This window comes from Halomonas sp. hl-4 (assembly GCF_900215475.1).
GTDB lineage: Bacteria > Pseudomonadota > Gammaproteobacteria > Pseudomonadales > Halomonadaceae > Vreelandella.
This window is the reverse complement of sequence record NZ_LT907845.1, coordinates 3,187,807-3,213,062: the sequence shown is the minus strand read 5'-3', so window position 1 is coordinate 3,213,062 and position 25,256 is coordinate 3,187,807. Positions and strand designations below refer to the sequence as shown.

The 25,256-nt window shown below is 58.7% G+C and carries 18 protein-coding genes; 4 read left to right on the top strand and 14 right to left on the bottom strand.

The annotated features are described in order from the left end of the window. The first annotated feature begins 1 nt into the window (after nucleotide 1). Complete coding sequence (locus tag CPH17_RS15125; RefSeq protein WP_096300168.1) at nucleotides 2-1,402, top strand: amidase; 1,401 nt, start codon at nucleotides 2-4, stop codon at nucleotides 1,400-1,402. Between the two features lie 97 nt (nucleotides 1,403-1,499). On the opposite strand, the gene CPH17_RS15120 is transcribed toward CPH17_RS15125, so the two are convergent. The 9 genes from CPH17_RS15120 to CPH17_RS15080 all read right to left on the bottom strand — a co-directional run bounded on the left by CPH17_RS15120 (nucleotide 1,500) and on the right by CPH17_RS15080 (nucleotide 12,963). Next, nucleotides 1,500-2,879: an L-serine ammonia-lyase gene (locus CPH17_RS15120; RefSeq protein WP_096300166.1), complete on the bottom strand. Its 1,380-nt coding sequence runs from the start codon at nucleotides 2,877-2,879 to the stop codon at nucleotides 1,500-1,502. Nucleotides 2,880-2,915: 36 nt separating this feature from the next. Further along, complete coding sequence (purU, locus tag CPH17_RS15115; RefSeq protein ID WP_074395064.1) at nucleotides 2,916-3,782, bottom strand: formyltetrahydrofolate deformylase; 867 nt, start codon at nucleotides 3,780-3,782, stop codon at nucleotides 2,916-2,918. 58 nt (nucleotides 3,783-3,840) lie between these two features. Further along, on the bottom strand, nucleotides 3,841-4,503 hold the full coding sequence (locus CPH17_RS15110) for a sarcosine oxidase subunit gamma (protein ID WP_096300164.1): 663 nt from the start codon (nucleotides 4,501-4,503) through the stop codon (nucleotides 3,841-3,843). After that, nucleotides 4,496-7,546, bottom strand: coding sequence for a sarcosine oxidase subunit alpha family protein (locus CPH17_RS15105; protein WP_082934175.1), 3,051 nt, complete (start codon nucleotides 7,544-7,546; stop codon nucleotides 4,496-4,498). The genes CPH17_RS15110 and CPH17_RS15105 overlap by 8 nt, the downstream gene beginning before the upstream one ends. Beyond that, the gene (locus tag CPH17_RS15100) at nucleotides 7,543-7,902 is read right to left on the bottom strand and encodes a sarcosine oxidase subunit delta (RefSeq protein ID WP_096300162.1); all 360 of its coding nucleotides are present in this window, start codon (nucleotides 7,900-7,902) and stop codon (nucleotides 7,543-7,545) included. The genes CPH17_RS15105 and CPH17_RS15100 overlap by 4 nt, the downstream gene beginning before the upstream one ends. Nucleotides 7,903-7,916: 14 nt before the next feature. Beyond that, entirely contained in the window at nucleotides 7,917-9,167 is a 1,251-nt protein-coding gene (locus CPH17_RS15095; RefSeq protein WP_074395062.1) for a sarcosine oxidase subunit beta family protein, read from the bottom strand. Between the two features lie 25 nt (nucleotides 9,168-9,192). Then, entirely contained in the window at nucleotides 9,193-10,494 is a 1,302-nt protein-coding gene (glyA, locus tag CPH17_RS15090) for a serine hydroxymethyltransferase (RefSeq protein ID WP_074395061.1), read from the bottom strand. A 286-nt stretch (nucleotides 10,495-10,780) separates the two neighbouring features. Beyond that, complete coding sequence (locus CPH17_RS15085) at nucleotides 10,781-11,815, bottom strand: GlxA family transcriptional regulator (protein WP_096300160.1); 1,035 nt, start codon at nucleotides 11,813-11,815, stop codon at nucleotides 10,781-10,783. A gap of 41 nt (nucleotides 11,816-11,856) precedes the next feature. After that, nucleotides 11,857-12,963: a hybrid-cluster NAD(P)-dependent oxidoreductase gene (locus tag CPH17_RS15080; protein WP_074398390.1), complete on the bottom strand. Its 1,107-nt coding sequence runs from the start codon at nucleotides 12,961-12,963 to the stop codon at nucleotides 11,857-11,859. Between the two features lie 361 nt (nucleotides 12,964-13,324). Here CPH17_RS15080 and CPH17_RS15075 point away from each other — a divergent pair, with 361 nt between their 5' ends. The 3 genes from CPH17_RS15075 to CPH17_RS15065 all read left to right on the top strand — a co-directional run bounded on the left by CPH17_RS15075 (nucleotide 13,325) and on the right by CPH17_RS15065 (nucleotide 17,562). Then, nucleotides 13,325-14,611, top strand: coding sequence for an aromatic ring-hydroxylating oxygenase subunit alpha (locus CPH17_RS15075; protein WP_096300158.1), 1,287 nt, complete (start codon nucleotides 13,325-13,327; stop codon nucleotides 14,609-14,611). Between the two features lie 122 nt (nucleotides 14,612-14,733). Then, a complete protein-coding gene (locus CPH17_RS15070) occupies nucleotides 14,734-15,369 on the top strand; it encodes a TetR/AcrR family transcriptional regulator (protein WP_096300156.1) in 636 nt (211 codons plus the stop codon). Nucleotides 15,370-15,525: 156 nt separating this feature from the next. Then, a complete protein-coding gene (locus CPH17_RS15065; protein WP_096300967.1) occupies nucleotides 15,526-17,562 on the top strand; it encodes an NADH:flavin oxidoreductase in 2,037 nt (678 codons plus the stop codon). 30 nt (nucleotides 17,563-17,592) lie between these two features. Here CPH17_RS15065 and CPH17_RS15060 read toward each other — a convergent pair whose 3' ends face one another. The 5 genes from CPH17_RS15060 to fdhF all read right to left on the bottom strand — a co-directional run bounded on the left by CPH17_RS15060 (nucleotide 17,593) and on the right by fdhF (nucleotide 25,254). Beyond that, complete coding sequence (locus tag CPH17_RS15060) at nucleotides 17,593-18,444, bottom strand: ABC transporter permease (protein WP_096300154.1); 852 nt, start codon at nucleotides 18,442-18,444, stop codon at nucleotides 17,593-17,595. 3 nt (nucleotides 18,445-18,447) lie between these two features. Continuing rightward, nucleotides 18,448-19,701: an ABC transporter permease gene (locus CPH17_RS15055; protein ID WP_096300152.1), complete on the bottom strand. Its 1,254-nt coding sequence runs from the start codon at nucleotides 19,699-19,701 to the stop codon at nucleotides 18,448-18,450. A 90-nt stretch (nucleotides 19,702-19,791) separates the two neighbouring features. Next, a complete protein-coding gene (locus CPH17_RS15050; RefSeq protein ID WP_096300150.1) occupies nucleotides 19,792-20,901 on the bottom strand; it encodes an extracellular solute-binding protein in 1,110 nt (369 codons plus the stop codon). Nucleotides 20,902-20,980: 79 nt separating this feature from the next. Then, entirely contained in the window at nucleotides 20,981-22,120 is a 1,140-nt protein-coding gene (locus CPH17_RS15045; RefSeq protein WP_096300148.1) for an ABC transporter ATP-binding protein, read from the bottom strand. A 275-nt stretch (nucleotides 22,121-22,395) separates the two neighbouring features. Then, nucleotides 22,396-25,254 (bottom strand): formate dehydrogenase subunit alpha, encoded by a 2,859-nt coding sequence (gene fdhF / locus CPH17_RS15040; RefSeq protein ID WP_096300146.1) that lies wholly within the window; start codon nucleotides 25,252-25,254, stop codon nucleotides 22,396-22,398. Between the last annotated feature and the right edge of the window lie 2 nt (nucleotides 25,255-25,256).

Genomic DNA, 25,256 nt, shown 5'->3' with positions numbered 1-25,256 from the left:
CATGGCTGAAACGTTTGACACTCTAACAGCCGTTACCGCACTGGAGCGCTTTGGCGAGGGATCGCTCTCGCCGGAGGCACTGGTGGATGACTGCTTGGGGCGGATTGCCCGCGACAACCCCAAGGTGAATGCGTTTACCTGCGTTAACGAGGTAGAGGCCCGGCGTTTGGCGGAAAAATCCGCCCAGCGCTGGCAGGCAGGTGCACCGCTTGGTCCGCTGGACGGCATTCCCGTCACCATCAAGGATTTGACGCTGACCAAAGGGCTGCCTACGCGCTTGGGGTCGACGACCACTGCACCGGATGGCCCCTGGGAGGTAGACGCTCCTATCAGCCGCCATCTACGCAATGCCGGAGCCATCGTGATCGGCAAAACCACCTCGCCAGAGTTTGGTTGGAAAGGCGTTACCGATAACCCGCTGCACGGCATTACCCGCAACCCCTGGAAGATAGAACTTACACCGGGAGGCTCGTCAGGGGGTGCTGCCGCGGCATCCGCGCTCAATCTGGGCTTGTTGCATCAGGGCAGCGACGCGGGCGGTTCTATCCGTATCCCTTGCAGCTTTACCGGCACCTTTGGCATTAAGCCAACCTTTGGCTGGGTGCCCCAGTGGCCCGCCAGCGCTATGAGTACGCTCTCCCACCTCGGCCCAATCACCCGCACTGTGACGGATAGCGCGCTAATGCTCAACGTGATGGCGCAGCCGGATCCTCGGGATGGCTATTCCGGTAATCCACGTGGACCAAACTGGCTAACCCCGCCCCCTGTTGATCTACGCGGCTGGCGCATCGCCTTTAGCGCCAACCTGGGCTATGTGGAGGTAGCGCCGGATATTGCTCAGCGGGTAGAAGAAGCCGTTGCCCATCTCGAAGAGCTGGGTGCAACGGTTGAGCGGGTTGATCCTGGCTTCAGCGATCCGCTTAGGACATACAACAAGCTCTGGTTTGCAGGTGCCACTCAAGCACTCGAAAAACTGGACGAACAGCAGCAGGCAGCGCTCGACCCAGGGTTTCTGGATATCGCTCGACGTGGGCAGGATGTATCGCTTTCCGACTACCTCGCCGCGCGGCGCGAGCGTAGCGAATTGACGGCCCACATGGCGGCGTTTCATCAGCAGTATGATTTGCTGGTCACGCCCACCATGCCGATTGCGCCATTTGCTGCGGGCCACAACGTGCCACCGGGTGGAGCCTACCGCGATTGGATGGACTGGACGCCATTCAGCTACCCCTTCAATCTCACCCAGCAGCCCGCCGCCTCGCTGCCTTGCGGGCTGGATAGCCAGGGGCTACCGGTGGGGCTACACCTTGTGGCAGACAAATACCAAGACCTTAAGGTGCTACAGGCTGCCCAGTTGCTGGAACGTTATCTGCCCCTGCTAACGCCGCCTTCTCTGGCTTAAAATGTTAAGCGTTCATGGTGCAATGATGACAGGCACGCAACGCGTGCCTGTTGTATAGCATCAACTTTCGGTTGCGGTTAATTACTTCACTCAACACTCAACACTCAATCGTATTAACCGCCAACCCGCCTTTCGAGGTTTCTTTATATTTATCCTGCATGTCAGCGCCCGTATCGCGCATGGTGCGGATCACTTTGTCCAACGAAATAAAGTGTTGGCCATCACCCCTTAGTGCCATTTGCGCCGCGTTAATAGCTTTTATCGACGCGATGGCATTGCGCTCGATGCAGGGTACCTGGACTAGACCGCCGACAGGATCGCAGGTTAGCCCCAGGTTATGCTCCAGGCCTATTTCAGCGGCGTTTTCTACCTGCGCCACACTGCCACCCATCAATTCGGCAAGGCCTGCGGCCGCCATCGCACAGGCAGAGCCAACTTCCCCCTGGCAACCTACCTCAGCACCCGAGATCGAGGCGTTTTTCTTGCATAGAATGCCCACAGCACCCGCCGCCAGCAGGAAGTCGACGACGTCTCGTTCGCTGGCCCCTTCGCGAAAGTGCATGTAGTAATGCAATACCGCCGGGATAATACCCGCGGCACCATTTGTCGGCGCCGTCACCATACGCCCACCCGCGGCATTTTCTTCATTGACCGCCAGCGCATAGAGGTTGACCCAATCCATCGCCGACATCGTCGTGGTAATCACTGAGGGATTTTCATCAACCGCCTGCAATCGTTCATGCAGCAAACGCGCCCGCCGACGAACATTCAGCCCGCCGGGCAACACACCTTCGGCCTCAAGCCCTTTGTTCACACAGGCTTTCATCGCCTGCCAGATATCGCAAAGCCCCTTGCGGATCTCGGCCTCACTGCGCCAGGCGCGCTCGTTTTCGAGCATCAACTCACTAATGCGCAAGCCGCTTTCTTGACACATGGTCAACAAGTCGGCGGCGGTCTGGAAGTCATAGGGAAGCTTAGTGGTATCGCTATCCAATTGGCCTTGCTCTGCCTGGGCCTGATCCACCACAAACCCACCGCCTACCGAGTAGTAGGTATTCTGATACAGCTCAGCGCTGTGTCCATGTGCGATCAGCCGCATGGCGTTGGGGTGATGGGGCAGGCTTTCCTCGAACAGCTGCATGTCTCGCTGCCACTGAAAGGGCACGCTGTAATGGCTGTTCAGGAGCAGCACCTCAGAGGCTTTTAACGCATTGATAGAGGGCGCAATAACATCTGGGTCGATATCATCTGGCCTTTTCCCCATCAGGCCCATGATCACGGCGTGATCGGTGCCATGGCCAACTCCCGTGGCGGAGAGAGAACCGAAGAGGTGCACCTCCACGCGAGTTACTTCGTTCAACAGTTTCTTTGCCTCAAGCTCACCGATGAAGTCAAAAGCGGCCCGCATAGGGCCGACTGTATGCGAGCTCGATGGTCCGATGCCGATCTTAAAAAGATCGAAAACACTAATTGACATGCTTATCTACCTTCCAGAGGTGTTGTCATTATCTGACTAGCGGTCAAAAACTACGGTGCGGTTGGCATGCAGGAAGACACGTCGCTCCACATGCAGTGTAACGGCCCGAGCAAGCGTCAAACACTCGACATCACGCCCCTTGGCCACTAAGTCTTCCGGATAGTCGGTATGGCTGACGGGCTCAACCCCTTGGGTAATGATCGGCCCTTCGTCGAGGTCATCGTTAATGTAGTGAGCGGTCGCCCCCACTAGCTTGACCCCCTTCTCATAGGCCTGATGATAAGGGCGAGCCCCTTTGAAACCTGGCAGCAGCGAGTGATGAATATTGATCGCTTTCCCCGTTAACTTTTTGCACATGCCACTTGAGAGCACCTGCATATACCGCGCGAGAATGACCAGTTCAGCACCGGCTGCTTCTATTTCGTCCCAGACTTGAGCCTCTTGCTCTGGCTTGGTTTCGGGGGTGATCGGTAAATAACGGTAAGGAATATCATGCCATTCGGCCAGGGACGCCAAATCTGGATGGTTGGAGACAATGGCGCGAATATCGATGGGCAATTGACCAATGCGATAACGGTACAGCAAGTCGTTGAGGCAATGATCGGCCTTGGACACCATGATCACCACCGGCATCCGCGTTTCGGGTGCCGTCAGTTCGAAACTCATTGAGAAGTCAGCGGCCCGCTCGGCAAATCCCGATTGAAAAGCCTCAGCATCGAACGCCTCGTCTTCCGGTCGAAACTCGGTGCGGATAAAAAAGCGATCGCTTAGTCGATCATCAAACGACTGCTGCTCGGTGATGTAACAGCGCTGCTCTTTTAAAAAGCGCGTGACAACATCGACCGTGCCAAGCCTACTGGCGCACTGAGCCGCCAATATCCAACGGTTATTTTTATCTTGCATAGTAGGCTCCCCCCCAGTGAAGAAAGAGTGGACGCCGGCATTTGCCGGCGTCCACTCATCAGTCTTTAACGCCGATGGCATACTCTTCGCCCGCATCAAGCAGCCAGCGATAGAGGTAATCGGCGAAGCTACGGCGCAATACCAACTCCCAACGGTCCTCGGCAGGGCGACGCAGGATCAGATTACTTTTAGCAAAGACTGTGGTGACGCCTTTGCCAACGGGGAAGGCCGCAGGATGCACGTCACAAGGTGCCGATTTCATCAGAAGCTCCGTGGCGGCGTCGCCTTCAAGCTCAATCAACGTCTGGCCACCGCTGGCGTTGACGATGGCATAGTGAGCATCGCCCAGCGCCTCGCGCAGTTTTGCCTCCAGGGAAAACTCTTCGCCACCGGGGACAATGACGAGCCATTCGTCCGGTGAGAGCCACTGGGCAGAACGCTCGCCGCTTTGATCCTGGCTAAGCGTATTAGGGCGTGCCGGCAGGCCAAAGCCGAGGACTTGCCGAACCGCTTCATCAAGCACAATGGCACCACCGCGCAACATCACATGGCCTAACATGGCGCGCTCGCGCATCACCACGCGACTACGGTCTGAAACGCTAGGGCGGCCAGTACGATGATACGACCAAGCCAGTGGAGACTCTGTCAGCACCTCGGCGGTGGGGCGAACATCATACATATTGGTGCCGGTTAGCGTATTTGCAGATGTGTGTTCAGACATGCTGGCGCTCTCCCTTGGGGTCGTAAAAGATAGGGCTGACGATTTCGGCGGCATGAGTCTTGCCATCGCCCATCGGCAAATAGACGATCTCGCCCATACGCTGATGCCCGCCTTTGACCACCGCCAGTGCAAAGCCGCTTTCGAGTATCGGGCTGTAATAGCTTGACGTCACGTGCCCCACCATCGGCATGGGGATGGCGTGATCGGGATCAAGCACGATCTGTGCGCCTTCCTCAAACACCACAGAGGGGTCTTGGGGCTTCAGGCCGACCATCTGCTTGCGATCCACGCGCCGAGTATCCGAACGGGTTAGCGCTCGCTTGCCGACCCATGGAAAAGGCTTGTCATAGCCCACCGCCCACTGCATGCCGAGGTCTTCCGGCGTGACCGACCCATCGGTCTCCTGCCCTGCAATGATCAGGCCTTTCTCAGCCCGGAGCACGTGCATGGTCTCGGTGCCATAGGGGGTCAGGTCGTATTTCTCGCCGTGCGCGAAAAGCGTCTTCCAAACATGCAGCGCATAGTTGGCTTGGACATTAATCTCGAAGGACAGCTCGCCCGTAAAGGAGATACGGAAGACCCGTGCTGGCACGTCGGCAACCTTGCCCTCGCGCCAGTCCATAAATTTGAAGGTCTCGCGATCCAGGTCGATATCGGTGATCTCGGCAAGCAGCTTGCGTGCCTCCGGCCCGGTGACCGTGATCGTCGCCCAGTGGTCGGTCACCGAATTGAAATACACCTGTAACTCGGGCCATTCGGTTTGATGCCACAGTTCCAACCACTCCATCACGCCCGCCGCACCGCCGGTAGTGGTGGTCATCAAGAAGTGATTCTCACCCAGGCAGCTGGTGGTGCCGTCATCCATCAGCATGCCATCGTCTTTGCACATCAGGCCGTAACGTACGCGCCCGGGCGCTAGCTTGGCCCACTTATTGGTGTAAATTCGCCCCAGGAACTCTCGGGCATCCGGGCCCTGGATATCAATCTTGCCCAGCGTCGAGGCATCTAAAACACCCACCCCTTGACGCACCGCAAGGCACTCTCTGGCCACCGCGTCGTGCATCGATTCTGTCTTGCCATCGACGGTTCTCGGGAAATACCAGGGACGTTTCCACTGACCCACCTCTTCAAACTCGGCCCCCTGCTCGACATGCCACTGGTGCAAGGCGGTATAACGCTCGGGGTCAAACAGGTCACGGCAGTGGCGGCCCACAATGGCACCAAACGTCACCGGCGTATAGTTGGGCCGGAACACGGTAGTGCCTACCTCGGGGATCGTCTTATTTAGGCAACGTGCCGCAATCGCCATGCCATTAATATTGCCAAGTTTGCCTTGATCGGTACCAAAACCCATCGCAGTGTAGCGTTTAACGTGCTCGATGGACTCAAACCCTTCGCGCGTCGCAAGCTCGATCGCGGCCGCCGTCACGTCGTTCTGCATATCCACAAACTGTTTGGGACCACGCAGCGTCGATTTCTCGTGCGGCACCTGATACAGCGCGCAGGCGACACCTTGGCGGGCAGTATCAACATGTGGCAGTTCGATGGCCGTTACCGACTGGCCAAGCGCCGATAGCGCCTCAGCCGCTGCTGCACAACCATCCGCCAGGCCATCCGCGAGCTTATGCAGGCCACGTACGCTACCTGCGGCATGCACGCCTTTGACCAGGCTAGGCACGAAACCGAGAATCTCGTCGTTCCAAGTCGGCCGTGCCCCGGTATGCGACGCCAGGTGAATGGCCGGACTGTAGCCACCAGAGCTTGCGATGGTGTCACACGACAAGGTTTCAGACGGGCCGGTCACTTTGAAAGCTTCTGCATCGATCGTCGCAACGCGTGCGCCGCTTACTCGATCCCCGCCCTTCGCTTCCAGTACGGCGGCGCCGTCGATAATGCGCACACCGCGCGCACGAACCTGTTCGACCAAATCGCCATCCGGCGCCAGGCGAGCATCCACAACGGCGACCACCTCACGGCCGGCATCAAGCCAGTCGAGAGCCGCGCGATAGGCGTAATCATTGGTGGTTGAAAGCACCAGCTTGTTGCCGGGCACCACGCCATAGCGACGGATGTAAGCCGACACTGCTCCCGCGGTCATATTGCCCGGCACGTCGTTATGGCCATAAACCAAGGGACGTTCGTGGGCACCGGTTGCCAGCAGCACTTGCCCCGCACGCACGCGATGCATGCGTGAACGGCTCGGGCGACGCCCATCAAGCAGTGGAGCCGTCTCACCAAGGTGCTCGGTGCGCCGCTCATGGAGGGTGACAAAGTGATGGTCGTGGTAACCATTCGCCGTGGTACGCGGCAGTAGGGTGACGTTATCCATCTGAGCAAGCTCGCTCACAACGCGCTCGACCCATTGATTGGCCGGCTGGCCATCGAGTTGTTCGCGGCTATCGAGTAGCGAGCCGCCCATCTCTTCCTGCTCATCGCAAAGAATCACCCGCGCACCACTGCGCGCGGCGGTGAGCGCTGCGGACAGCCCGGCCGGGCCAGCCCCCACGACCAATAGGTCGCAATGCTGGTTGAGATGGTCGTAATGATCCGGATCGCGCTCCATCGGGCTGCGGCCAAGCCCCGCTCCTTTACGAATAACCTTCTCGTAGGTCATCCACATGGAGGCAGGCGCCATAAACGTCTTGTAGTAAAACCCCGGCGGCATAAAGCGCCCACCGAGCTTACCCACGAAGCTCATCATGTCGCGTTGCGCAGATGGCCAGCCGTTGGTGCTGCGCGCCACCAGGCCATCAAACAGCGCCTGCTGCGTGGCCCGCACATTGGGCACCTGAGCCGCTTCGGTGCTGCCTAGCTGCACCAATGCATTGGGTTCCTCAGCCCCAGCCGCCACAATCCCCCGCGGCCGCGAATACTTGAAGCTGCGGTTGACGATATTCACGCCGTTAGCCAGCAGCGCCGAGGCCAGGGTATCACCGGCATGGCCCTGGTATTGCTTGCCGTTGAAGGTAAAGCTCAGCGTTTTCGAGCGATCAATTCGCCCCCCTTCACGCACACGATTTGGCTGTTTCAACAACTGGCTCATACGTGAACTCCTTCCTGACGCGACAGCTCTTGTTGTGTGGCGTTGACCTGATCAGTGGGCTTGCCCTCGGGGTACTCCGCCGTAAAGTGCGGCTGCTCGCCCATGGGATACGTCTCAAGAATCTCGTACGTCACCGTGTTACGTGTGACATTAAAGAACTTTCGACAGCCGATGGCGTGCACCCACATTTCATGGTGGATGCCGCGCGGGTTATCACGGAAAAACAGATAGTCGCCCCACTCTTCATCGCTACAGGCGTCGGGGTCTGCTGGCCGTGTGATATGCGCTTGGCCCTTGGGATGAAACTCCTCTTCTTCTCGGAGCTCTTCGCAATAAGGGCAGTAAATATGCAACATGGTACTGACTCCTTTTAGTGGGCCACGCCTGCGGCGCCGTGCTCGTCCACCAGCGCACCAGTGTGAAAGCGATTAATAGAGAACGGCGCCGCAATGGGATGCGCCTGGTTTTTCGCCAGGGTCCAGGCGAACACATGGCCTGATCCTGGGGTGGCTTTAAAGCCACCGGTGCCCCAGCCACAGTTAAAGAACAACCCCTTAACCGGTGTGGCGGAAAGGATCGGGCACGCATCCGGGCAGGTATCCACAATGCCGCCCCATTGGCGGTTCATGCGCACCCGCGAAAAGATGGGGAACATCTCAATCACCGCTTGCAGCGTGTGCTCGACGGTGGGATAGCTGCCCCGCTGCCCATAGCCGTTATAGCCGTCAATGCCTGCGCCGATGACCAGGTCTCCCTTGTCGGTCTGGCTGATATAACCATGCACATGGTTGGACATCACCACTGTATCCAGCACCGGCTTGAGCGGTTCAGACACCAATGCCTGCAACGGGTGAGATTCCAATGGCAGCCTGAAGCCAGCCATCTTGGCCAATACCCCGGAATTACCTGCGGCCACGCAGCCCACGGTTTTTGCTTCGATATCACCGCGATTGGTATGCACTCCGTAGATACGCCCGTCGCGAATCTTGAAGCCAGTCACCTCGGTGTTCTGCAGAATATCCACGCCCAGCGCATCGGCTGCTCGGGCGAAGCCCCAGGCCACCGCATCATGACGCGCCACCCCGGCTCTCGGCTGCCACGAGGCGCCCAGAATGGGATAACGGGCATTTTTAGAGCAGTCCATAATCGGTACGATTGCCTGGATTTGCTCAGGGGTGAGCACCTCGCTGTCGATACCGTTCAAGCGATTGGCATTTACGCGGCGCTGCACATCGCGCATATCCTGGAGCGTGTGGGCCAGGTTCATCACCCCACGCTGGGAGAACATCACGTTGTAGTTGATGTCCTGGGATAGCCCCTCCCACAGCTTCATGGAGTGCTCGTAAAGCGCTGCCGACTCGTCCCACAAATAATTGGAACGCACAATCGTGGTATTACGCGCCGTGTTACCGCCGCCCAGCCAACCTTTCTCGACCACGGCCACATTGGTGATACCGTGCTCCTTGGCCAGATAGTAGGCAGTGGCCAGGCCATGGCCACCACCGCCGACGATAACGACGTCGTACTGCTTCTTGGGGGTGGGGTTACGCCACTGGCGCTCCCAGTTTTCATGATGACTTAGCGCGTGCTTGGCCAGCCCGAACCCTGAATAACGTTGCATATAACTCTCCTGATTCGTAATGGCGTTACAGCGCCGTCTCGGCCGTTACTTGTGGTTCGCGGCTCTCGCCATAAACCGGATGACGCTCGCAAAGTGCTGAGACTTTCTCGCGCACTTCGCTTTCCACCGCATCGGTGCTTCCGCGCTCGGCCAGGACATCAAGGATGTCGCAGATCCAACTGGCCAATTGCGCACAGTCCGTTTCATCGAAACCACGCGATGTCGCGGCAGGCGTGCCAATACGCAGCCCCGAGGTGACAAAAGGGCTTTCCGGGTCGTTGGGCACTGCGTTTTTATTGACAGTAATATGCGCCCGGCCCAGGGCCGCATCCGCGTCCTTGCCGGTCACGCCCTGCTTGATTAGTGACAACAGGAAGAGGTGGTCATCGGTGCCGCCGGACACCACATCAAAGCCTCGTTCCATGAACACATTTGCCATGGCGCGCGCGTTTGCGATCACACGCTGCTGGTATTGCACAAAGTCTTGGCTCATCGCCTCTTTGAACGCGACCGCTTTAGCGGCTATCACGTGCATTAGCGGGCCGCCCTGCTGGCCAGGGAAGACAGCGCCATTGAGCTTTTTATACAGCGCGGCGTCGCCATGATCTGAAAGAATCAGCCCGCCACGCGGACCACGCAAAGTCTTATGAGTGGTGGTCGTGACCACATGGGCGTGGGGCACCGGGCTTGGGTAATGACCGGCGGCCACTAACCCAGCGACATGCGCCATATCGACCATCAGCCAAGCACCTACTTCATCCGCAATGGTGCGGAAACGACGCCAATCGACGACCCGCGAATACGCCGAGAAGCCAGCAATAATCATCTTCGGCTGGTGCTCGCGAGCCAAGCGTTCAACTTCTTCGTAATCGATCTCACCGGTTTCCGGCTTGAGACCATACTGCACGGCATGGTAATGCTTTCCGGAAAAATTAGGCGCGGCACCGTGGGTCAAATGCCCGCCATGGGCGAGACTCATACCCAGCACCGTATCGCCCGGTTTGATCAACGCCATGAACACCGCGGCATTCGCCTGGGCACCGGAGTGCGGTTGAACATTGGCATATTCAGCGCCAAACAAATCGCAAGCGCGGTTGATCGCCAACTGCTCGACCACATCGACATGCTCACAGCCACCGTAGTAGCGCTTACCGGGGTAGCCCTCGGCGTATTTGTTAGTAAGCACCGTGCCCTGCGCCTCAATCACTGCCCGGCTGGCATAGTTCTCGGAGGCAATTAGCTCGATATGCGCTTCCTGACGCGCCACCTCATCAGCGATGGCCGCCGCAATTTGGGAATCGAAGTTGGCAAGTGTGGAATGGTTCATAAAAATCTCCTGTTGTTATCGGCAGCCGTGACATGGGCGATTTAGTGGCTGAATTGGCAGCGGTTCACGTTGAGGCGCTTATGACCCCGACTGTGGGCATGCCAGTGCTTTCGCTCCTTACTATTAATACGCCACACTCGCTGAAATAAATTGAACAAATGCGACATATTTCCTGAACGCCTGGAACACCAAACAGCAACTCATTGTTTAAAACGTCGTTTTTGGGTGCTTTTTATGAGCAGAGCGGCCTCGCCATAAAGCTTGATAAGCGGGGCATCCAGCCCTCTCAGACGGCCAAGCGGTCATCAATATTTAGGAAGAAAGGATCAACTTGGTCACGACTGGGCGAGCTAGCACGTTTGCGCATTTCCGACGGCGTCATACTAAAGGCACTACGAAAATGACGTGAGAAATGGGCCGTATCGGCGAAGCCGCAGCGCTCGCCTATCTCGGTAATACTTTTGCCTGTGTAATGCAGTAGCCAAGCACCGTATCGAAGGCGAAGATCCCGCGCGAATTTCTGTGGACCCACGCCCAGAACGTCACTGAATCTACGCTCCAGGTTTCGACGGGAGGTGCCCACTCGCCCTGCCAGCTCATCCATCGAGATCATCTCTCCGAGATGTTGCTCAAGCACGGCGATCGCGCGACGCACCAATCGGTCATCAACCTTGCCGAACACAACAGGCTGTGGCTGGGGATGCGCGCCTTTTCGGGCTTCATCAAGCAGCATGATGTTCAGGCTTTTCATCGCCCACGCCTTACCCAGGTGCTTTTCTATCAGGTAGCCCGCCAGATCAGCCGCTGCGGCGCCGCCTGCACAGGTAATCCTGTCGCCATCATCGATGAACAAACGATCAGCGACAGGCTCAGTGTCAGGAAAACGGTGGTTCATGTCTCGATGGTGATACCAACTGATACAACAGCGGCGTCCGGTCATTAACCCCGCTTGAATCAGCGCGAATACGCCTGTACACACGCCAATCAATGGCACACCTACGCTTGCTGCCTGGCGAAGGTAAGCAAGAGCGGCGCTATCCGGGCCATCCTGGTCGTCTTGGACGCCACCGATCACCACGATGTAGTCAAATTCATGGGGATCGCGAAACGTCTCACAGGGAGAGATGCTCGCCCCGCAGCTGGAAAGCGCCGCCTGCCCGCCGCTGGTCATGAAGCGCCAGTGGCAGCGCAACTGACGACTGCGATCGCCTTCGTCGGCAGCCAAGCGCAAACAGTCGACGAAGGCGGCAAAAGGAAAGAGCGTAAAGCGGTGTAGCAGCACAAACCCAATGGAAAGAGGCTTATTCAATAACATCGTCATTCGCAAGTACCTCTTTCATGTGCCACTAATACCATGTGCCACTAAAAATCCACGACCAGGTTACCCTTGGGACGACTGCAGCAGGACAGAATGTAGCCGTCTTCGACATCTTCCTCCGTAATACCACCGTTATGTTCCATTTCCACTTCACCCGACTTAAGTTCGACTCGGCAAGTGCCGCAAATCCCCATACCGCAGGCCTTGGGAATATGCAGACCAAGTTTTGCCGCCGCCGCATGCACGGTCTCACTAGGCTGGATACGCACACTTTTTCCTGATGACGCGAATTCGATGCTGTGCAGTTCATTGCTATCGACATTTTCGGCGTCGACTTCTGCTTGCTCGGCAAGCTCACGTACATCCTCACGGACATCAACCGGCGTAGCGCCAAACGACTCTTCGTGGTAGTGGTTCATGTCAAAGTTGTTGCTACGCAGGATGCGTTTGATGGCCTCCATATACGGAGTAGGGCCGCAACAAAATATCTCCCTATCCATGAAATCCGGCACCATCAGCTCGAACAGCGGCTTAGTGAGGTAGCCGCGGTAGCCGGCCCAGGCCTCACCAATATCTTCCTTACTCTCGCATATGATATGCAGCTTAAACTCAGGGATGCGCGAAAACATATGCACCAATTCGCGGTGATAAATGACATCGCGTGGGGCACGGGCGCTGTGGATGAACTCAACGTCGACAGCGGCGTTGGTATCGAAAAGCCAGCGTGTCATCGACATTAACGGGGTAATACCCACACCACCCGAGAGAAACAACACTTTCTCGGCCGGGTAATCGATAGAGTTAAAGTTACCTACCGGCCCGTGCACGACTAACTCGTCGCCCACCTTTAGATTGGCATGCAGCCAATTAGATACCTTGCCATCCGGAATCTGCTTGACGGTGATCGAAAAGCTGTAAGGAATGGAGGGAGAACTGGAGATCGTATAAGAGCGCATAACCGGCTCATTGTTGATCTCAAGCTCAAGCGTTACGAACTGACCAGGCTTGAAGAAGAACAGTACCGGCTGCTCGGCCATAAAGCAGAACGTGCGTACATCCTGGGTTTCCTGGATCACCTTGACGCAACGTACCTGGTGACGTCCGTTGGTCCAGGTTTGGGTCGTGACCGGATTGAAGAAATTAGTTGTCATTTTCGCCTCTGCCTGACCAGCCTTCATCGCTATGCATCACCGGACCGTATTCGTTATACGGCCAGTACCTTTGAGCTGCATTTTGGGTACGCGCCAGCTAACCGACTTACCTGACAGCGACGCGCACTTACCTCGTGCCACTCTTTATCGTTTAGAAACCTCTGTTTTAGTCGCCACTGCGTCACCTAATGTCGCGAGTAGATAACTGGCAGGGGCACGCCTGCAACACAATCTGTGACTTGATTCAGTTCGGGCATGAAAAAACGCCAGGTTACGCAACACAACAACAAGATTAAGCAATCTTGACTAACGGCCGACTCGCAGCCCTTTAGGGGGAGCAGAGGTTTACGAGGATACTGGTATGCAAAAAAGTGTTTCTAATCGGATGGACGACCCGCTCGCGGCGGCTCGTGAGTCAACGGCCGAGATGTTGCAGGAAAGAGAGCGAACCTTTTCGCTTCCACAGCCGTTTTATAACGATGCCCGCCTGTTCGCGCTTGATATGCAGGAGGTCTTCGAGAAAGAGTGGCTGTTTGCAGGCATGACCTGCGAGATCCCGGCCAAGGGTAACTTCATGACGCTGGATATCGGTGACAATCCCATTGTCATCGTGCGCGGCAATGAAGGCGCTGTCCATGCGTTTCATAACGTCTGCCGCCACCGCGGGTCGCGTCTTTGCGTCAAGGATAAGGGCAAGGTGGCCAAGCTCGTCTGCCCCTACCACCAGTGGACCTACGAACTTGATGGTCGACTGCTGTTTGCCGGCAGCGACATGGGCACTGACTTCGACCTCAACCAGTTTGGCCTCAAGCCGGTCAATGTGCGCACCGCTGGCGGCTTCATCTTTATCAACCTGAGCGATGAACCACCCGCGATTGACGACTTTCTGACAACGCTTGAGCATTATCTCGAGCCGTACCAGATGGATAACGTCAAGGTCGCCACCGAGTCCAGCATCGTCGAGCAAGCCAACTGGAAGCTGGTCATCGAAAACAACCGCGAGTGCTATCACTGCAACGGCGCGCACCCCGAGCTGCTGAATTCGCTGCAGGAGTTCGATGACACCGACGACCCGCGCGCCACACCTGCCTACAAAGCACTGGTAGCACGCAAACAGGCGGACTGGGACCAAGAGCAGGTGCCTTACCAGCTAACGCGGCTTGGCCAGCGTAACCGTTTGACCCGCACGCCGTTGCTGGATGGCATCGTGTCGATGACCATGGATGGCCAGCCCGGCTGCAAGAAGCTAATGGGCCGCCTGAAAAGCCCCGACATGGGCTCCCTGCGTATCCTGCATTTGCCCAACTCATGGAATCATTTCATGGGCGATCATGCGGTCGTTTTTCGCGTGCTGCCGCTTGGCCCACAGCAAACCGTGGTGACCACCAAGTGGCTGGTCCACAAGGATGCCGTGGAAGGTGTCGACTACGACCCGGAACAGCTTCGCCGCGTATGGGACGCGACCAACGATCAGGACCGCCAACTGGCCGAGGAGAACCAGCGCGGCATCAACTCCAGGGCGTATCAACCCGGTCCCTACTCCGAGACCTATGAGTTCGGCGTTATTGATTTTGTCGACTGGTATGCAACACGCATGCTCGAAAACTTAGGCTACGAGGCACCTGCGCTGCATCTAGCCCAAGGGTGACGTTTGAAATCTACAGGCAGTGGCGGTTGCCGTCTCTAGGCCTCAGCCAAAGGAACTGACAACGTGTACACATAACAGACACCTGTGTACACTTTGTCACAACATTCCTAGAGACGAGTTCGATGTCCTCCTCCAACACGCCCGCTGCCAAGGGCTCCCAAGACGTTTGGCTTGATGCGGCATTTGAGATGCTGCTCGAATCCGGCGTCGATAGCGTACGCATTCTTCCCCTGGCCAAGCGGCTAAAGCTTTCTCGCACCAGTTTCTACTGGTTCTTCAAGGACCGCGAGGCGCTGCTGGAAGCACTGATCGCACGCTGGCGTGAAAAGAACACCCAGGGCCTGGTGCATCAGACCGAAGCCTATGCCGAGAATATCGTCGAGGCGATGCTCAACGTCTTCGACTGCTGGTTGAACCCTCACCTGTTCGACTCACAGCTGGAATTCGCCATGCGCAGCTGGGCGCTGCAGTCGGCGCCAGTGGTGCGTGAAATCGATGCTGCCGATGCCACACGTATAGAAGCGCTGATGCGCATGTTCGAGCGCTACGGCTATGACCCGCTAGCGGCCAACGTGCGTGGCCGCACCATCTACCTAACCCAGATCGGCTATATCTCGATGAACACCCAGGAACCACTCGAGGTGCGTATGCAGCGCATCCCCGCCTATGTCGAGATATTCACCGGCCAGCCGCCTGGTTGCAGGGAGCTGCAACGCTTCCATGCCCGCCATGGGTATGCTCCACCCGACACCGACTGACCACCGTAAGCCCGACCGGCTAACGCCATCTACCTGGCCGCGGTGATGGCGGGTGAACGTGATCGCCTCAAAATGTACATCGATGAACATTATATTGACAACTATGAACATAGACACCTAGATTTATCCAATGCACAACAAAATGGCGTCCTATCCATGCTTAACGATCCGCTACTGCAGCCCTTTCAGCTAAAGCACCTGACCCTGAAAAACAGGCTTATGATGACCGCCCATGAGCCCGCTTATCCTGAGGACGGGATGCCCAAAGCACTCTACCGTGCCTACCACGTTGAACGCGCCAAGGCAGGCCTCGGCCTGACCATGACCGCCGGGTCTGCGGCGGTAGCCAAGGACAGCCCACCCGTGTTCAACAACATCCTCGCCTACAAGGATGAAGTGGTGCCGTGGATGCGCGAGCTGACCGACGCCTGCCACGAACACGGCACTGCGGTGATGATCCAGTTGACCCACCTGGGCCGGCGCACCCGTTGGGACAAGGGCGATTGGCTGCCAGCGGTATCGTCTTCGCATCGTCGCGAGGCGTCCCACCGCGCTTTTCCCAAGCAGGTCGAGGAGTGGGATATCGAGCGCCTGATCCGCGACTACGCCGATGCCGCTGAACGCATGCACGCCGCCGGCCTCGATGGCATCGAGCTGCAGGCCTATGGCCACCTGATGGATCAGTTCTGGTCGCCGCTGACCAATACCCTTGAGGGGCCTTATGGCGGGGATCTCGACAATCGACTGCGTTTCACTTTCGAGGTGCTGCGCGCCATTCGTCAGCGGGTTGGTGAAGCGTTCATCGTCGGCGTGCGTTACACCGGCGATGAGATGCTGCCGGGTGGGCTGACGTCCGGCGATGGAATGGATATCTCACGGCGCTTGAAGGACAGCGGCCTAGTCGACTTCCTCAACGTGGTTCGCGGCCACATCGACACCGATGCAGGGCTCACCGACGTGATTCCCATCCAGGGCATGCCCAGCGCCCCGCACCTGGATTTCGCCGGGGAAATCCGTCGTGAAGTCGACTTTCCCACCTTCCATGGTGCCAAGATCCAGGATGTCGCCACTGCCCGTTATGCCATCGCCTCGGGCAAGGTCGACATGATCGGCATGACCCGCGCCCACATGGCCGACCCGCACATCGTGCGCAAGATCATTGAAGGCCGAGAAGAAGAGATCCGCCCCTGCGTCGGTGCCAACTACTGTCTGGATCGTATCTATCAGGGTGGCGCCGCCTACTGCATCCACAACGCAGCTACCGGGCGCGAAACCAGCATGCCCCATAGTATTCCCAAGGCGGCACAGCAGCGGCGAGTGGTGGTTATCGGCGCCGGACCGGCGGGGCTGGAAGCCGCTCGGGTCGCCGGCGAGCGAGGCCATTCGGTAGTGGTGCTGGAAGCCGCCAGCGATGCCGGTGGGCAGGTGCGACTCACCGCACAGAGCGAGCGGCGCCGCGAGATGCTGGGCATCATCGATTGGCGTCTGGCGCGCTGCGAGGCGCTTGGCGTCGAGATCCGCTACAACGTCTGGGCCGAGGTGGAGGACGTACTCGCCGAGCAGCCGGACGTGGTGATCGTGGCCACCGGCGGCTACCCCATGGAAGATCAACCTGAGGTCGGCTGTGAGCTGATGGTCAACACCTGGGACATCCTGTCCGGTCATGTGCCACCGGGCAAGCGGGTACTGCTGTTCGACGATGCTGGCGACCATGCCGCCCTGCAGGCGGCGGAGATCATTGCCGCCACGGGGGCCGAACTGGAGATCATGACGCCGGATCGCACCTTCTCCGCAGAGATCATGGCCATGAACCTGGTGCCCTACATGCGCTCCCTGCAGCGACCCAACGTCACCTTCACAACCACTTACCGGCTGAAGTCCGTGGCACGCAATGGTGGCGAGCTACTGGCCAAGATCACCAGCGACTACATGGACCTTGAGCACGAACGGCGCATCGACCAGGTGGTGGTCAACTACGGCATCACGCCGATGGCCGATATCTATTTCGAGCTCAAATCGCACGCCAGCAACGGCGGCGAGGTGAACTACGATGACCTGATCGTGGGCAACCCCCAGCGCGTGATCAATAACCCGGACGGCCGTTTCCAGCTGTTCCGGATCGGCGATGCCGTCGAATCCCGAAACACCCACGCGGCCATCTACGATGCGCTCAGGTTGGTCAAGGACATATAAAAACCAGCGCGGCCTCAACGCTGTTTAGGCTCATTCGGGTGAAAGCCCCCGCAGCCGCTCGCTCCGGCGGCGTAGCAGTTCAAGGGTGGTGAGCATCATCATCGATAGCAGCACCAGCAGGGTCGCCACGGCGAGGATCGTCGGGCTGATCTGCTCGCGAATGCCCGACCACATCTGAATCGGCATGGTGCGCTGCTCAGGGCCTGCAATGAACAGCACCACCACTACCTCATCGAAGGACGTAATGAAGGCGAACAACGCTCCCGACACCACCCCCGGTGTGACCAGCGGTAGCACCACCTTGAAGAAGGTGCGGGTCGGATTGGCGCCCAGGCTATGCGCCGCACGAATCAGCGTGGTATCGAAACTCGACAGCGTAGCGGTCACGGTGATCACGACGAAGGGAATGCCCAGCGCCGTATGGGCCAGAATCACCCCCACATAGGTCTGGGCGAGATTAACCTTGGAAAAGAAGAAGAACATCGCCGCCGCCGAGATGATTAGCGGCACGATCATCGGCGAGATCAGCAGCGCCATGATCGCGCCACGCGCCGGCATGTAGCGACTCGACAATCCCAGCGCCGCCACCGTCCCCAGCACCGTGGCAAGGATTGTGGAGGCGATACCGATGATGAAGCTATTCTTGATGGCATTGAGCCATGCGCTCGACGTGAAGAAGTCCTGATACCAGCGCAGCGAATAACCGGACGGGTCGAAGGTCAGCATTTCCTTGCTAAAGGTGAAGTAGGGCTGCGAATTGAACGACAGCGGGATAATCACCAGCAGCGGTCCAATCAGGAACAGAAAGACCAGCCCACAGATGCCCAGAAATAAGTAGTGCCAGATGCGCTCGCCACGAGTGGCGTAAGAAGGAATGGCCATCGTTTACCCCAGCTTGACCTTGTCGACGCCGATCAGGCGATTGAATACCAAGTAGCAGATAATCACCACGAACAGCAGGATCGAGGCAATAGCGGCCGCCAGCCCCCAGTTGAGCGATGTCTGCATATGGTAAGCGATGTAGTTGGTGATAAAGCGCCCCGACTGTCCGCCCACCAGCGCCGGCGTGATGTAGTAGCCGATCGACAGGATGAACACCAGGATGCCGCCGGCAGCAATGCCCGGAATCGTCAGCGGGAAGTAGACGCGGCGGAAACTGAGAAGCGGCTTGCCCCCCAGCGAGCGAGCCGCTCGCATGTAGCTTGGCGGGATGGTCTTCATCACTGAGTAGAGCGGCAGGATCATGAACGGCAGCAGGATGTGTGTCATGGCGATGATGGTGCCCATTTTGTTGTGGATCATCTGCCAACGCGCCTCGTCTGCCACCACACCTAGCGCCACCATCACGTCATTAAGCACGCCCTGGGATTGCAGGATGGCGATCCAGGTAGTGGTACGCACCAGCAGCGAGGTCCAAAACGGCAGCAATACCAGGATCATCAGCAGGTTGGAGCGACGCGCCGGAAGACTCGCCAGCAGGAAGGCCACCGGATAACCGAGCAACAGCGTAAGGCCGGTGATGACGGCACTCATCCACAGCGTTCGCCAGAACAGGGTGGCATGGACCCGCATGTGCTCCGGCACCTTGACTATCTCGCCGTCCGGGCTCATCTGGCGGTCCATCGCCGCCAAGTAGTAAGACGGCGTGTAGGGCCGCGACTCGCGCTTGATCAACCGCCATGTGTCGGTCTCTCCCCAAGCACGATGAGCGTCAACCAGGGACTCACGGAACGGCGGCTCGAGGTTAGCGGCACCACGTGCGGTGCGGCTGATGGCTGAGCGCATGCCCGACTTCTCGTAGTTCAACCGACTGGACAGAGTTCCCATGCTGCGCTCGGCCTGGCCCACGCGCAGGTCCTCGGCAAGCGCGGCGAAGGCCTCCTCGTCGGGCAGGTCAGTGCCGTCCCAGCGCTCTAGGGCGGCGGCGGTACGCGGCAAGTAGGTGGAAACCTCGGGATTGTCGACGCTGCGCCACAGCATCTCAAGAATTGGCATTACGAAGGCGATGATCAGGAACGCCAGCAGCGGCGCGACCAGTAGCAGCGCCTTGATTTTCGAGCGTCGCACGGTACGACGCAAACTTACTTTGAGCGGCACACCATCGGCCGTTCTTAAAGGGGGTGCAGGAGACTCGGACACGTAGGTCTCTCCATCAGGCGAAAGAATCGATCAGCAATGACCGGCTATCGACATGTCGCCGCCCGATTTTCACCGGGCGGCGGCAGCACCTTACTGGGACAGCCAGGCGTCGAAGCGCTGGGTCAGCTCGTCGTTGAAGTCCGCCCAGAACAGGTCATCTTTCTGTATCGCCGTCTCAAAGTTCGGACCATAGGTGGGCATATGCTCTTCCATCTCTATTCCGGTCTCGGCATGAGTGGAGACAAATTCCGCGGAAGATTCGCGCGCCGGGCCGTAGGAAATATACTTGGCCTGGTCAGCGAGACGCTGGGTATCGGTGGCGAAATGCAGATAATCCTTCACCTTGTCGAGCTTGCCGGTGGGGACGACCCAGCCATCCAACTCGAATACCTGGGCATCCCAGATGATCTCGAAGGGTTGGTCTTCAGTGACCATGGCATCAAAGATCCGGCCATTATACGCGGAGGCGAAGGCCACCTCTTGGTCGGCCAGCAACTGTGGCGGCTGGGCGCCCTCTTCCCACCAGATGATCTCGTCCTTGATGGTATCGAGCTTGGCAAGAGCACGTTCAACGCCTTCTTCAGTCTCGAGCATGGCGTAAACTTCATCACGCTCGACGCCATCGGCGATCAAGGCCCACTCCATGTTGTTGATCGGCTTGCGCAGCAGGGCCCGCTTGCCAGGGTAGTTTTCCAGGTCGAAGACATCCTCGATGGTGCTGGGCTGGTCGTCTTCGGGAAACATCTCGCTATTGAAGGCAACGATATTCGAATAGACGATGGATGCCACGAAGCAATCGCCCAAAGCGCCCTCGACGAAGTCCTCACTGGGCGGCGTACCATCCGGGGCGTCGGCCAGCAGTTCGTCATGGTCAAGCGGCTCGATCAGGCCTTCATCGCAGGCAATCATGGCATCGGCCGGGAGCATATCGACCAGGTCCCAAGTGACGTTGCCAGCCTGGCTTTGGGAGCGTAATCCGGCCAGGGCGTTGCCGCTGCGGTCGATATTGACGATCTCGTCGCCGGTTTTTTCAATCCACGGCTTATCGTAAGCTTCATGTTGGCTCATGCTGTAAGCACCGCCCCAGGACACAATATTCAACGTCTGCTCGGCATGGGCGCTGACCGCCACGGCCAGTGCCGAGACCCCCAGGGCAGCGACACCCGTCTTGACAATGCGATTATTGATGCTGATTTTCATGGTTATTCTCCGTTTATTGTTGCCATCGCCGCCGACACCGTGGGATGCCGAGAAACGGCGCACTTGACTGCCGTCCTGCTCATGCATCCAGCGCTCGGCAATCGGCGCTCGACCAGCCGACCTGAATCTGCTGGCCGGGGCGCATCCCCCCACACCCTTGGGCGTTGGGTGTTTTCAAAATAAAGTCATCGTTACCGCACACCGACACCCGCGTGCGCAAATGGTCGCCAAGGTAGATCACTTCCTGCACGGTGGCGGTAAATTGATTCTCGAACTGTTCCGCCGCATCCCCACTCAGGATGCTGACCCGCTCGGGGCGTAGCGACAGTGTCGTACGTGAACCCACGCCGCTCACCGCCACTGCTTTGGCAACCACCGTGTCGCCGCTATCAAGGCGTACCTTGCAGTCGTCACCGAGTCGCTCACTGACCTCACCCTGCAGGCGATTGTTTTCGCCAATAAAGTAGGCAACGAACGCGTTTTGCGGCCGCTCGTAGAGTTCATCCGGCGAGGCTAGCTGTTGAACAATACCGTCGTTGAAAACCGCAATGCGGTCGGACATGGTCAATGCTTCGGTCTGATCATGGGTGACGTAGATCATGGTGACGCCGAGGCTGGCATGAATGCGTTTGATCTCGTACTGCATTTCTTCACGCAAATTTTTGTCCAGCGCGCCTAGCGGTTCATCCATCAGCACTAACTCAGGCTCAAACACCAGCGCCCGAGCCAATGCCACGCGCTGCTGCTGGCCACCGGAAAGCTGCGCCGGGCGACGGTCGCCAAACTCTTCCAGACGCACCATGGCCAGTGCTTTATCCACCTTTTCCTTGATCTGTGCTTTGTTGAGGTGACGTACTTCGAGCGGGAAGGCGAGGTTCTCAGCCACCGTCATGTGCGGGAACAGCGCATAGTTCTGGAACACCATGCCGATGCCACGCTTATGCGGTGGCAAGCCACTGATCGGCTCGCCATTGAGCAAAATCTCGCCGTGGGTGGGCGTTTCGAAGCCTGCCATCATCATCAGGCAGGTGGTCTTTCCGGAGCCCGAAGGCCCCAGCAGGGTGACGAATTCACCCTTGCGGATATCAAGGTTGAAGTCCTTGACGACCAGTTCGACACCGTCATAGCTCTTTTGGACATTGACGAAGCGGGCAAAACTCAACGGCGTTTCGCTCGTTGCCGCCCTCGCCTCCCCAGCGTCTGCAAGGGTCTCGTTCATGCACATCCCCCGATAAACGTCCCGTTGCGCCAAGGTCAACACCCCTAACCTCACGCATCCCCTGGAACTCTATTGATTTATATTTTTTTGCTAATGCTTGATAACGACAATAAGGCGAGCTTACATCGCATTACAATTTTCGAGGGGACAATTAGCGTTGAATATCAACCTGCCACATGTGCAGCAAAGTCAACTAAGGCAATGATTTCCGCATGCCTGGAAACGAAAACGCCCATGGAGGCAACCTCCATGGGCGGTCGGGGAACGGTGATCGGTCAGGCCACGTCTGCGCGGCTCAACCGGCAGGCGGCGTACTTGAACTCGGGAATTTTCCCAAACGGGTCCAGCGCCGGGTTGGTGAGTAGATTGGCCGCCGCTTCTCCGTAACAGAAGGGCACGAAGACCATGCCCTCGGGCATGCCCGGGTCGGTTCTCGCCTTGAGCGTGATGGTCCCCCGCCGGGTGGCGATCGTCAGGTCATCGCCCGGCGCCATCCCCAGCCGGATAAACTCGGCGGGGGCCAGGCTGGCGACCGCTTCCGGCTCCAGGTCATCGAGTACCTTGGCGCGTCGGGTCATGGAGCCGGTATGCCAGTGCTCCAGCTGGCGACCGGTGGTCAATACCGTCGGGTAGTCGTTGTCCACCGGCTCATCCGGGGGTAACGGGCGCGTAGGCGCAAATTTTGCCCGACCGCTGGCAGTGGGAAACGCATCGCTGAAGACCACGTCGTGCCCCGGTGCGTCTTCCGCTGGGCAGGGATAGGTCACCGACTGCTCCCGCTCCAGGCGCTCCCAGGAAATATGATCGAGGGACGCCATGCCCTGCGTCATTTCGGCAAAGACGTCCCGCGGGTGCTGGTAGTTCCAGTCCAGACCGAAACGCTTGGCGATCTCCTGGGTAATCCACCAGTCCGGCTTGGCCTGGCCGGGTAGCGGCACGGCCGCACGGCCCATCTGCACCTGGCGATTGGTGTTGGTCACGGTACCGTTCTTCTCCGGCCAGGCGGAGGCCGGCAGGATGACGTCGGCGAACTGGGCGGTCTCGGTGACGAAGAGGTCCTGAACCACCAGATGCTCCAGCTTGGCCAAGGCTGCCCTGGCGTGGTCCAGGTCCGGGTCGGACATGGCCGGGTTCTCGCCCTGGATAAGCATGCCGCGGATGGTGCCGGCGGCGATGGCGTCCATGATTTCCACCACGGTGAGGCCAGGCTTGGGATCCAGTTGGGTGTTCCACAGCTCTTCAAACGCCGCGCGTACCTGATCATCGCTGACCGGCTGGTAGTCGGGCATTACCATGGGGATCATGCCCGCATCGGACGCCCCCTGAACGTTGTTCTGCCCCCGCAAAGGGTGCAAGCCGGTGCCGGGGCGCCCGGTTTGGCCGCAGGCCAGCGCCAGCGAGATCAGGCCACGCGCGTTGTCGGTGCCGTGAGTATGCTGGGAAATACCCATGCCCCAGAAGATCATCGCCCGCTCGGCGTTGGCATAGAGCCGCGCCACTTGACGAATGGTTTCAGGCGCAACGCCGCATAGGCTGCTCATCGCTTCGGGCGTCATATCTACCGTATGCACTTTAAGGGCCTCGAAGCCTTCGGTGTGCTCGGCAATATAGGCCGTGTCATAAAGTTCTTCACTGATGATCACGTTGAGCATGGCGTTGAACAGCGCCACGTCGGCGCCCGGCGAGAAGCGCACGCTCAGGTGAGCGTAGGCATCCAGCGCCTGGCCGCGGGGGTCGAGGATCACGATCTTGGTACCGCGCTTGGCGGCCTGCTTGAAGAAGGTGGCCGCCACGGGATGGTTCACCGCCGGGTTACAGCCGGTCAGGATCACCACGTCTGCCTGCTCGGCCTGCATGAAGGAGGCGGTCACGGCGCCGGAGCCAATGCACTCCATCAACGCCGCCACCGAGCTTGCGTGGCACAACCGCGTGCAGTGATCCACATGGTTGGAGCCAAAACCGGTCCGCACCAGCTTCTGGAACAGCCACGCCTCTTCGTTGGAGCATTTGGCGCTACCGAATCCGGCCAGAGCGTCGGGGCCATGGGCCGCTTTCAGGTCCACCAGCCCGCCGGCGGCAACCTCCAGGGCTTCGTCCCAGCTCGCCTCGCGAAAATGGGTCAGAGGCTTGGCGGGATCGAAGTCCGGGTCGAGACCTTTCGCCACTCCCTCGCGGCGAATCAGCGGCATGATCAGCCTGGAGGGATGGCGCGGATAGTCGTAGCCGAAGCGTCCTTTGACGCACAGCCGGTTCTGGTTAGAGGGTCCTTCGCGGCCCTCCACATACAGGATCTCGTCGTCCTTGATATGGTAGGTCAGCTGGCAGCCCACCCCGCAGTAGGGGCATACCGAGTCGACCTGGCGATCGGCCGCTGCGGAGTCGCCGTGGCCTTGTTGATCGACCAGGGTCGCGGGCATCAGGGCGCCGGTGGGACAGGCCTGGACACACTCCCCGCAGGCCACACAGGTGCTATCCCCCATGGGGTCGTCGAAATCAAACACGATCTTCGAGGCCGCGCCGCGGTGCGCCAGGCCGATGACGTCGTTGACCTGCACGTCACGGCAGGCGCGCACGCACAGGTTGCACTCGATACAGGCATCAAGGTTGACGCGCATGGCAGAGTGGCTGCTGTCATGTTCCAGGCTATCCGCCCGGGAGGCCACATGGTGTACGGTGGGCGCCTCGCGCTCATCGCGCCGGGGCAGCTTGCGGCGCACCTCTGTGGCATCAATAGCCAACTGGTCAGCCATGGCCCAAAAGTGGCTTGAGCTGTCGGGGCTGTCTTCCCGCTCTGGCTGGTCGACTAGCAGCATCTCCATGACCATCTTGCGGGCCGCGTTTGCGCGTTCAGAGCCCGCGCTATTGACCACCATCCCGGGCGCCGCCTGGCGTAGGCAGCTGGCGGCCAACGCCCGCTCACCCTCGATTTCCACCATGCAGGCCCGGCAGTTGCCGTCGGCGCGGTAGCCGCTGGCGTCCTTGAAACAAAGATGGGGAATGGTTTCACCGGCGCGCTTGGCCACCTGCCAGAGGCTTTCACCGGGGTGTGCACTCACCTCTACGCCATCCAGCGTCAGGGTAAAGCGTTCGTTTAAGCTGTTGTTTAAGGCTTGGCTTGAGACCTGCTCGCTCATAC

What these genes read in the sequence shown, in the direction of transcription:
- CPH17_RS15110 (WP_096300164.1), bottom strand. Translation starts at nt 4,503, where the DNA reads ATGTCTGAACACACATCTGCAAATACGCTAACCGGCACCAATATGTAT.
- CPH17_RS15105 (WP_082934175.1), bottom strand. Translation starts at nt 7,546, where the DNA reads ATGAGCCAGTTGTTGAAACAGCCAAATCGTGTGCGTGAAGGGGGGCGA.
- purU (WP_074395064.1), bottom strand. Translation starts at nt 3,782, where the DNA reads ATGCAAGATAAAAATAACCGTTGGATATTGGCGGCTCAGTGCGCCAGT.
- CPH17_RS15085 (WP_096300160.1), bottom strand. Translation starts at nt 11,815, where the DNA reads ATGACGATGTTATTGAATAAGCCTCTTTCCATTGGGTTTGTGCTGCTA.
- CPH17_RS15080 (WP_074398390.1), bottom strand. Translation starts at nt 12,963, where the DNA reads ATGACAACTAATTTCTTCAATCCGGTCACGACCCAAACCTGGACCAAC.
- CPH17_RS15095 (WP_074395062.1), bottom strand. Translation starts at nt 9,167, where the DNA reads ATGCAACGTTATTCAGGGTTCGGGCTGGCCAAGCACGCGCTAAGTCAT.
- CPH17_RS15070 (WP_096300156.1), top strand. Translation starts at nt 14,734, where the DNA reads ATGTCCTCCTCCAACACGCCCGCTGCCAAGGGCTCCCAAGACGTTTGG.
- CPH17_RS15045 (WP_096300148.1), bottom strand. Translation starts at nt 22,120, where the DNA reads ATGAACGAGACCCTTGCAGACGCTGGGGAGGCGAGGGCGGCAACGAGC.
- CPH17_RS15050 (WP_096300150.1), bottom strand. Translation starts at nt 20,901, where the DNA reads ATGAAAATCAGCATCAATAATCGCATTGTCAAGACGGGTGTCGCTGCC.
- CPH17_RS15125 (WP_096300168.1), top strand. Translation starts at nt 2, where the DNA reads ATGGCTGAAACGTTTGACACTCTAACAGCCGTTACCGCACTGGAGCGC.
- CPH17_RS15075 (WP_096300158.1), top strand. Translation starts at nt 13,325, where the DNA reads ATGCAAAAAAGTGTTTCTAATCGGATGGACGACCCGCTCGCGGCGGCT.
- CPH17_RS15100 (WP_096300162.1), bottom strand. Translation starts at nt 7,902, where the DNA reads ATGTTGCATATTTACTGCCCTTATTGCGAAGAGCTCCGAGAAGAAGAG.
- CPH17_RS15120 (WP_096300166.1), bottom strand. Translation starts at nt 2,879, where the DNA reads ATGTCAATTAGTGTTTTCGATCTTTTTAAGATCGGCATCGGACCATCG.
- glyA (WP_074395061.1), bottom strand. Translation starts at nt 10,494, where the DNA reads ATGAACCATTCCACACTTGCCAACTTCGATTCCCAAATTGCGGCGGCC.
- CPH17_RS15065 (WP_096300967.1), top strand. Translation starts at nt 15,526, where the DNA reads ATGCTTAACGATCCGCTACTGCAGCCCTTTCAGCTAAAGCACCTGACC.
- CPH17_RS15060 (WP_096300154.1), bottom strand. Translation starts at nt 18,444, where the DNA reads ATGGCCATTCCTTCTTACGCCACTCGTGGCGAGCGCATCTGGCACTAC.
- fdhF (WP_096300146.1), bottom strand. Translation starts at nt 25,254, where the DNA reads ATGAGCGAGCAGGTCTCAAGCCAAGCCTTAAACAACAGCTTAAACGAA.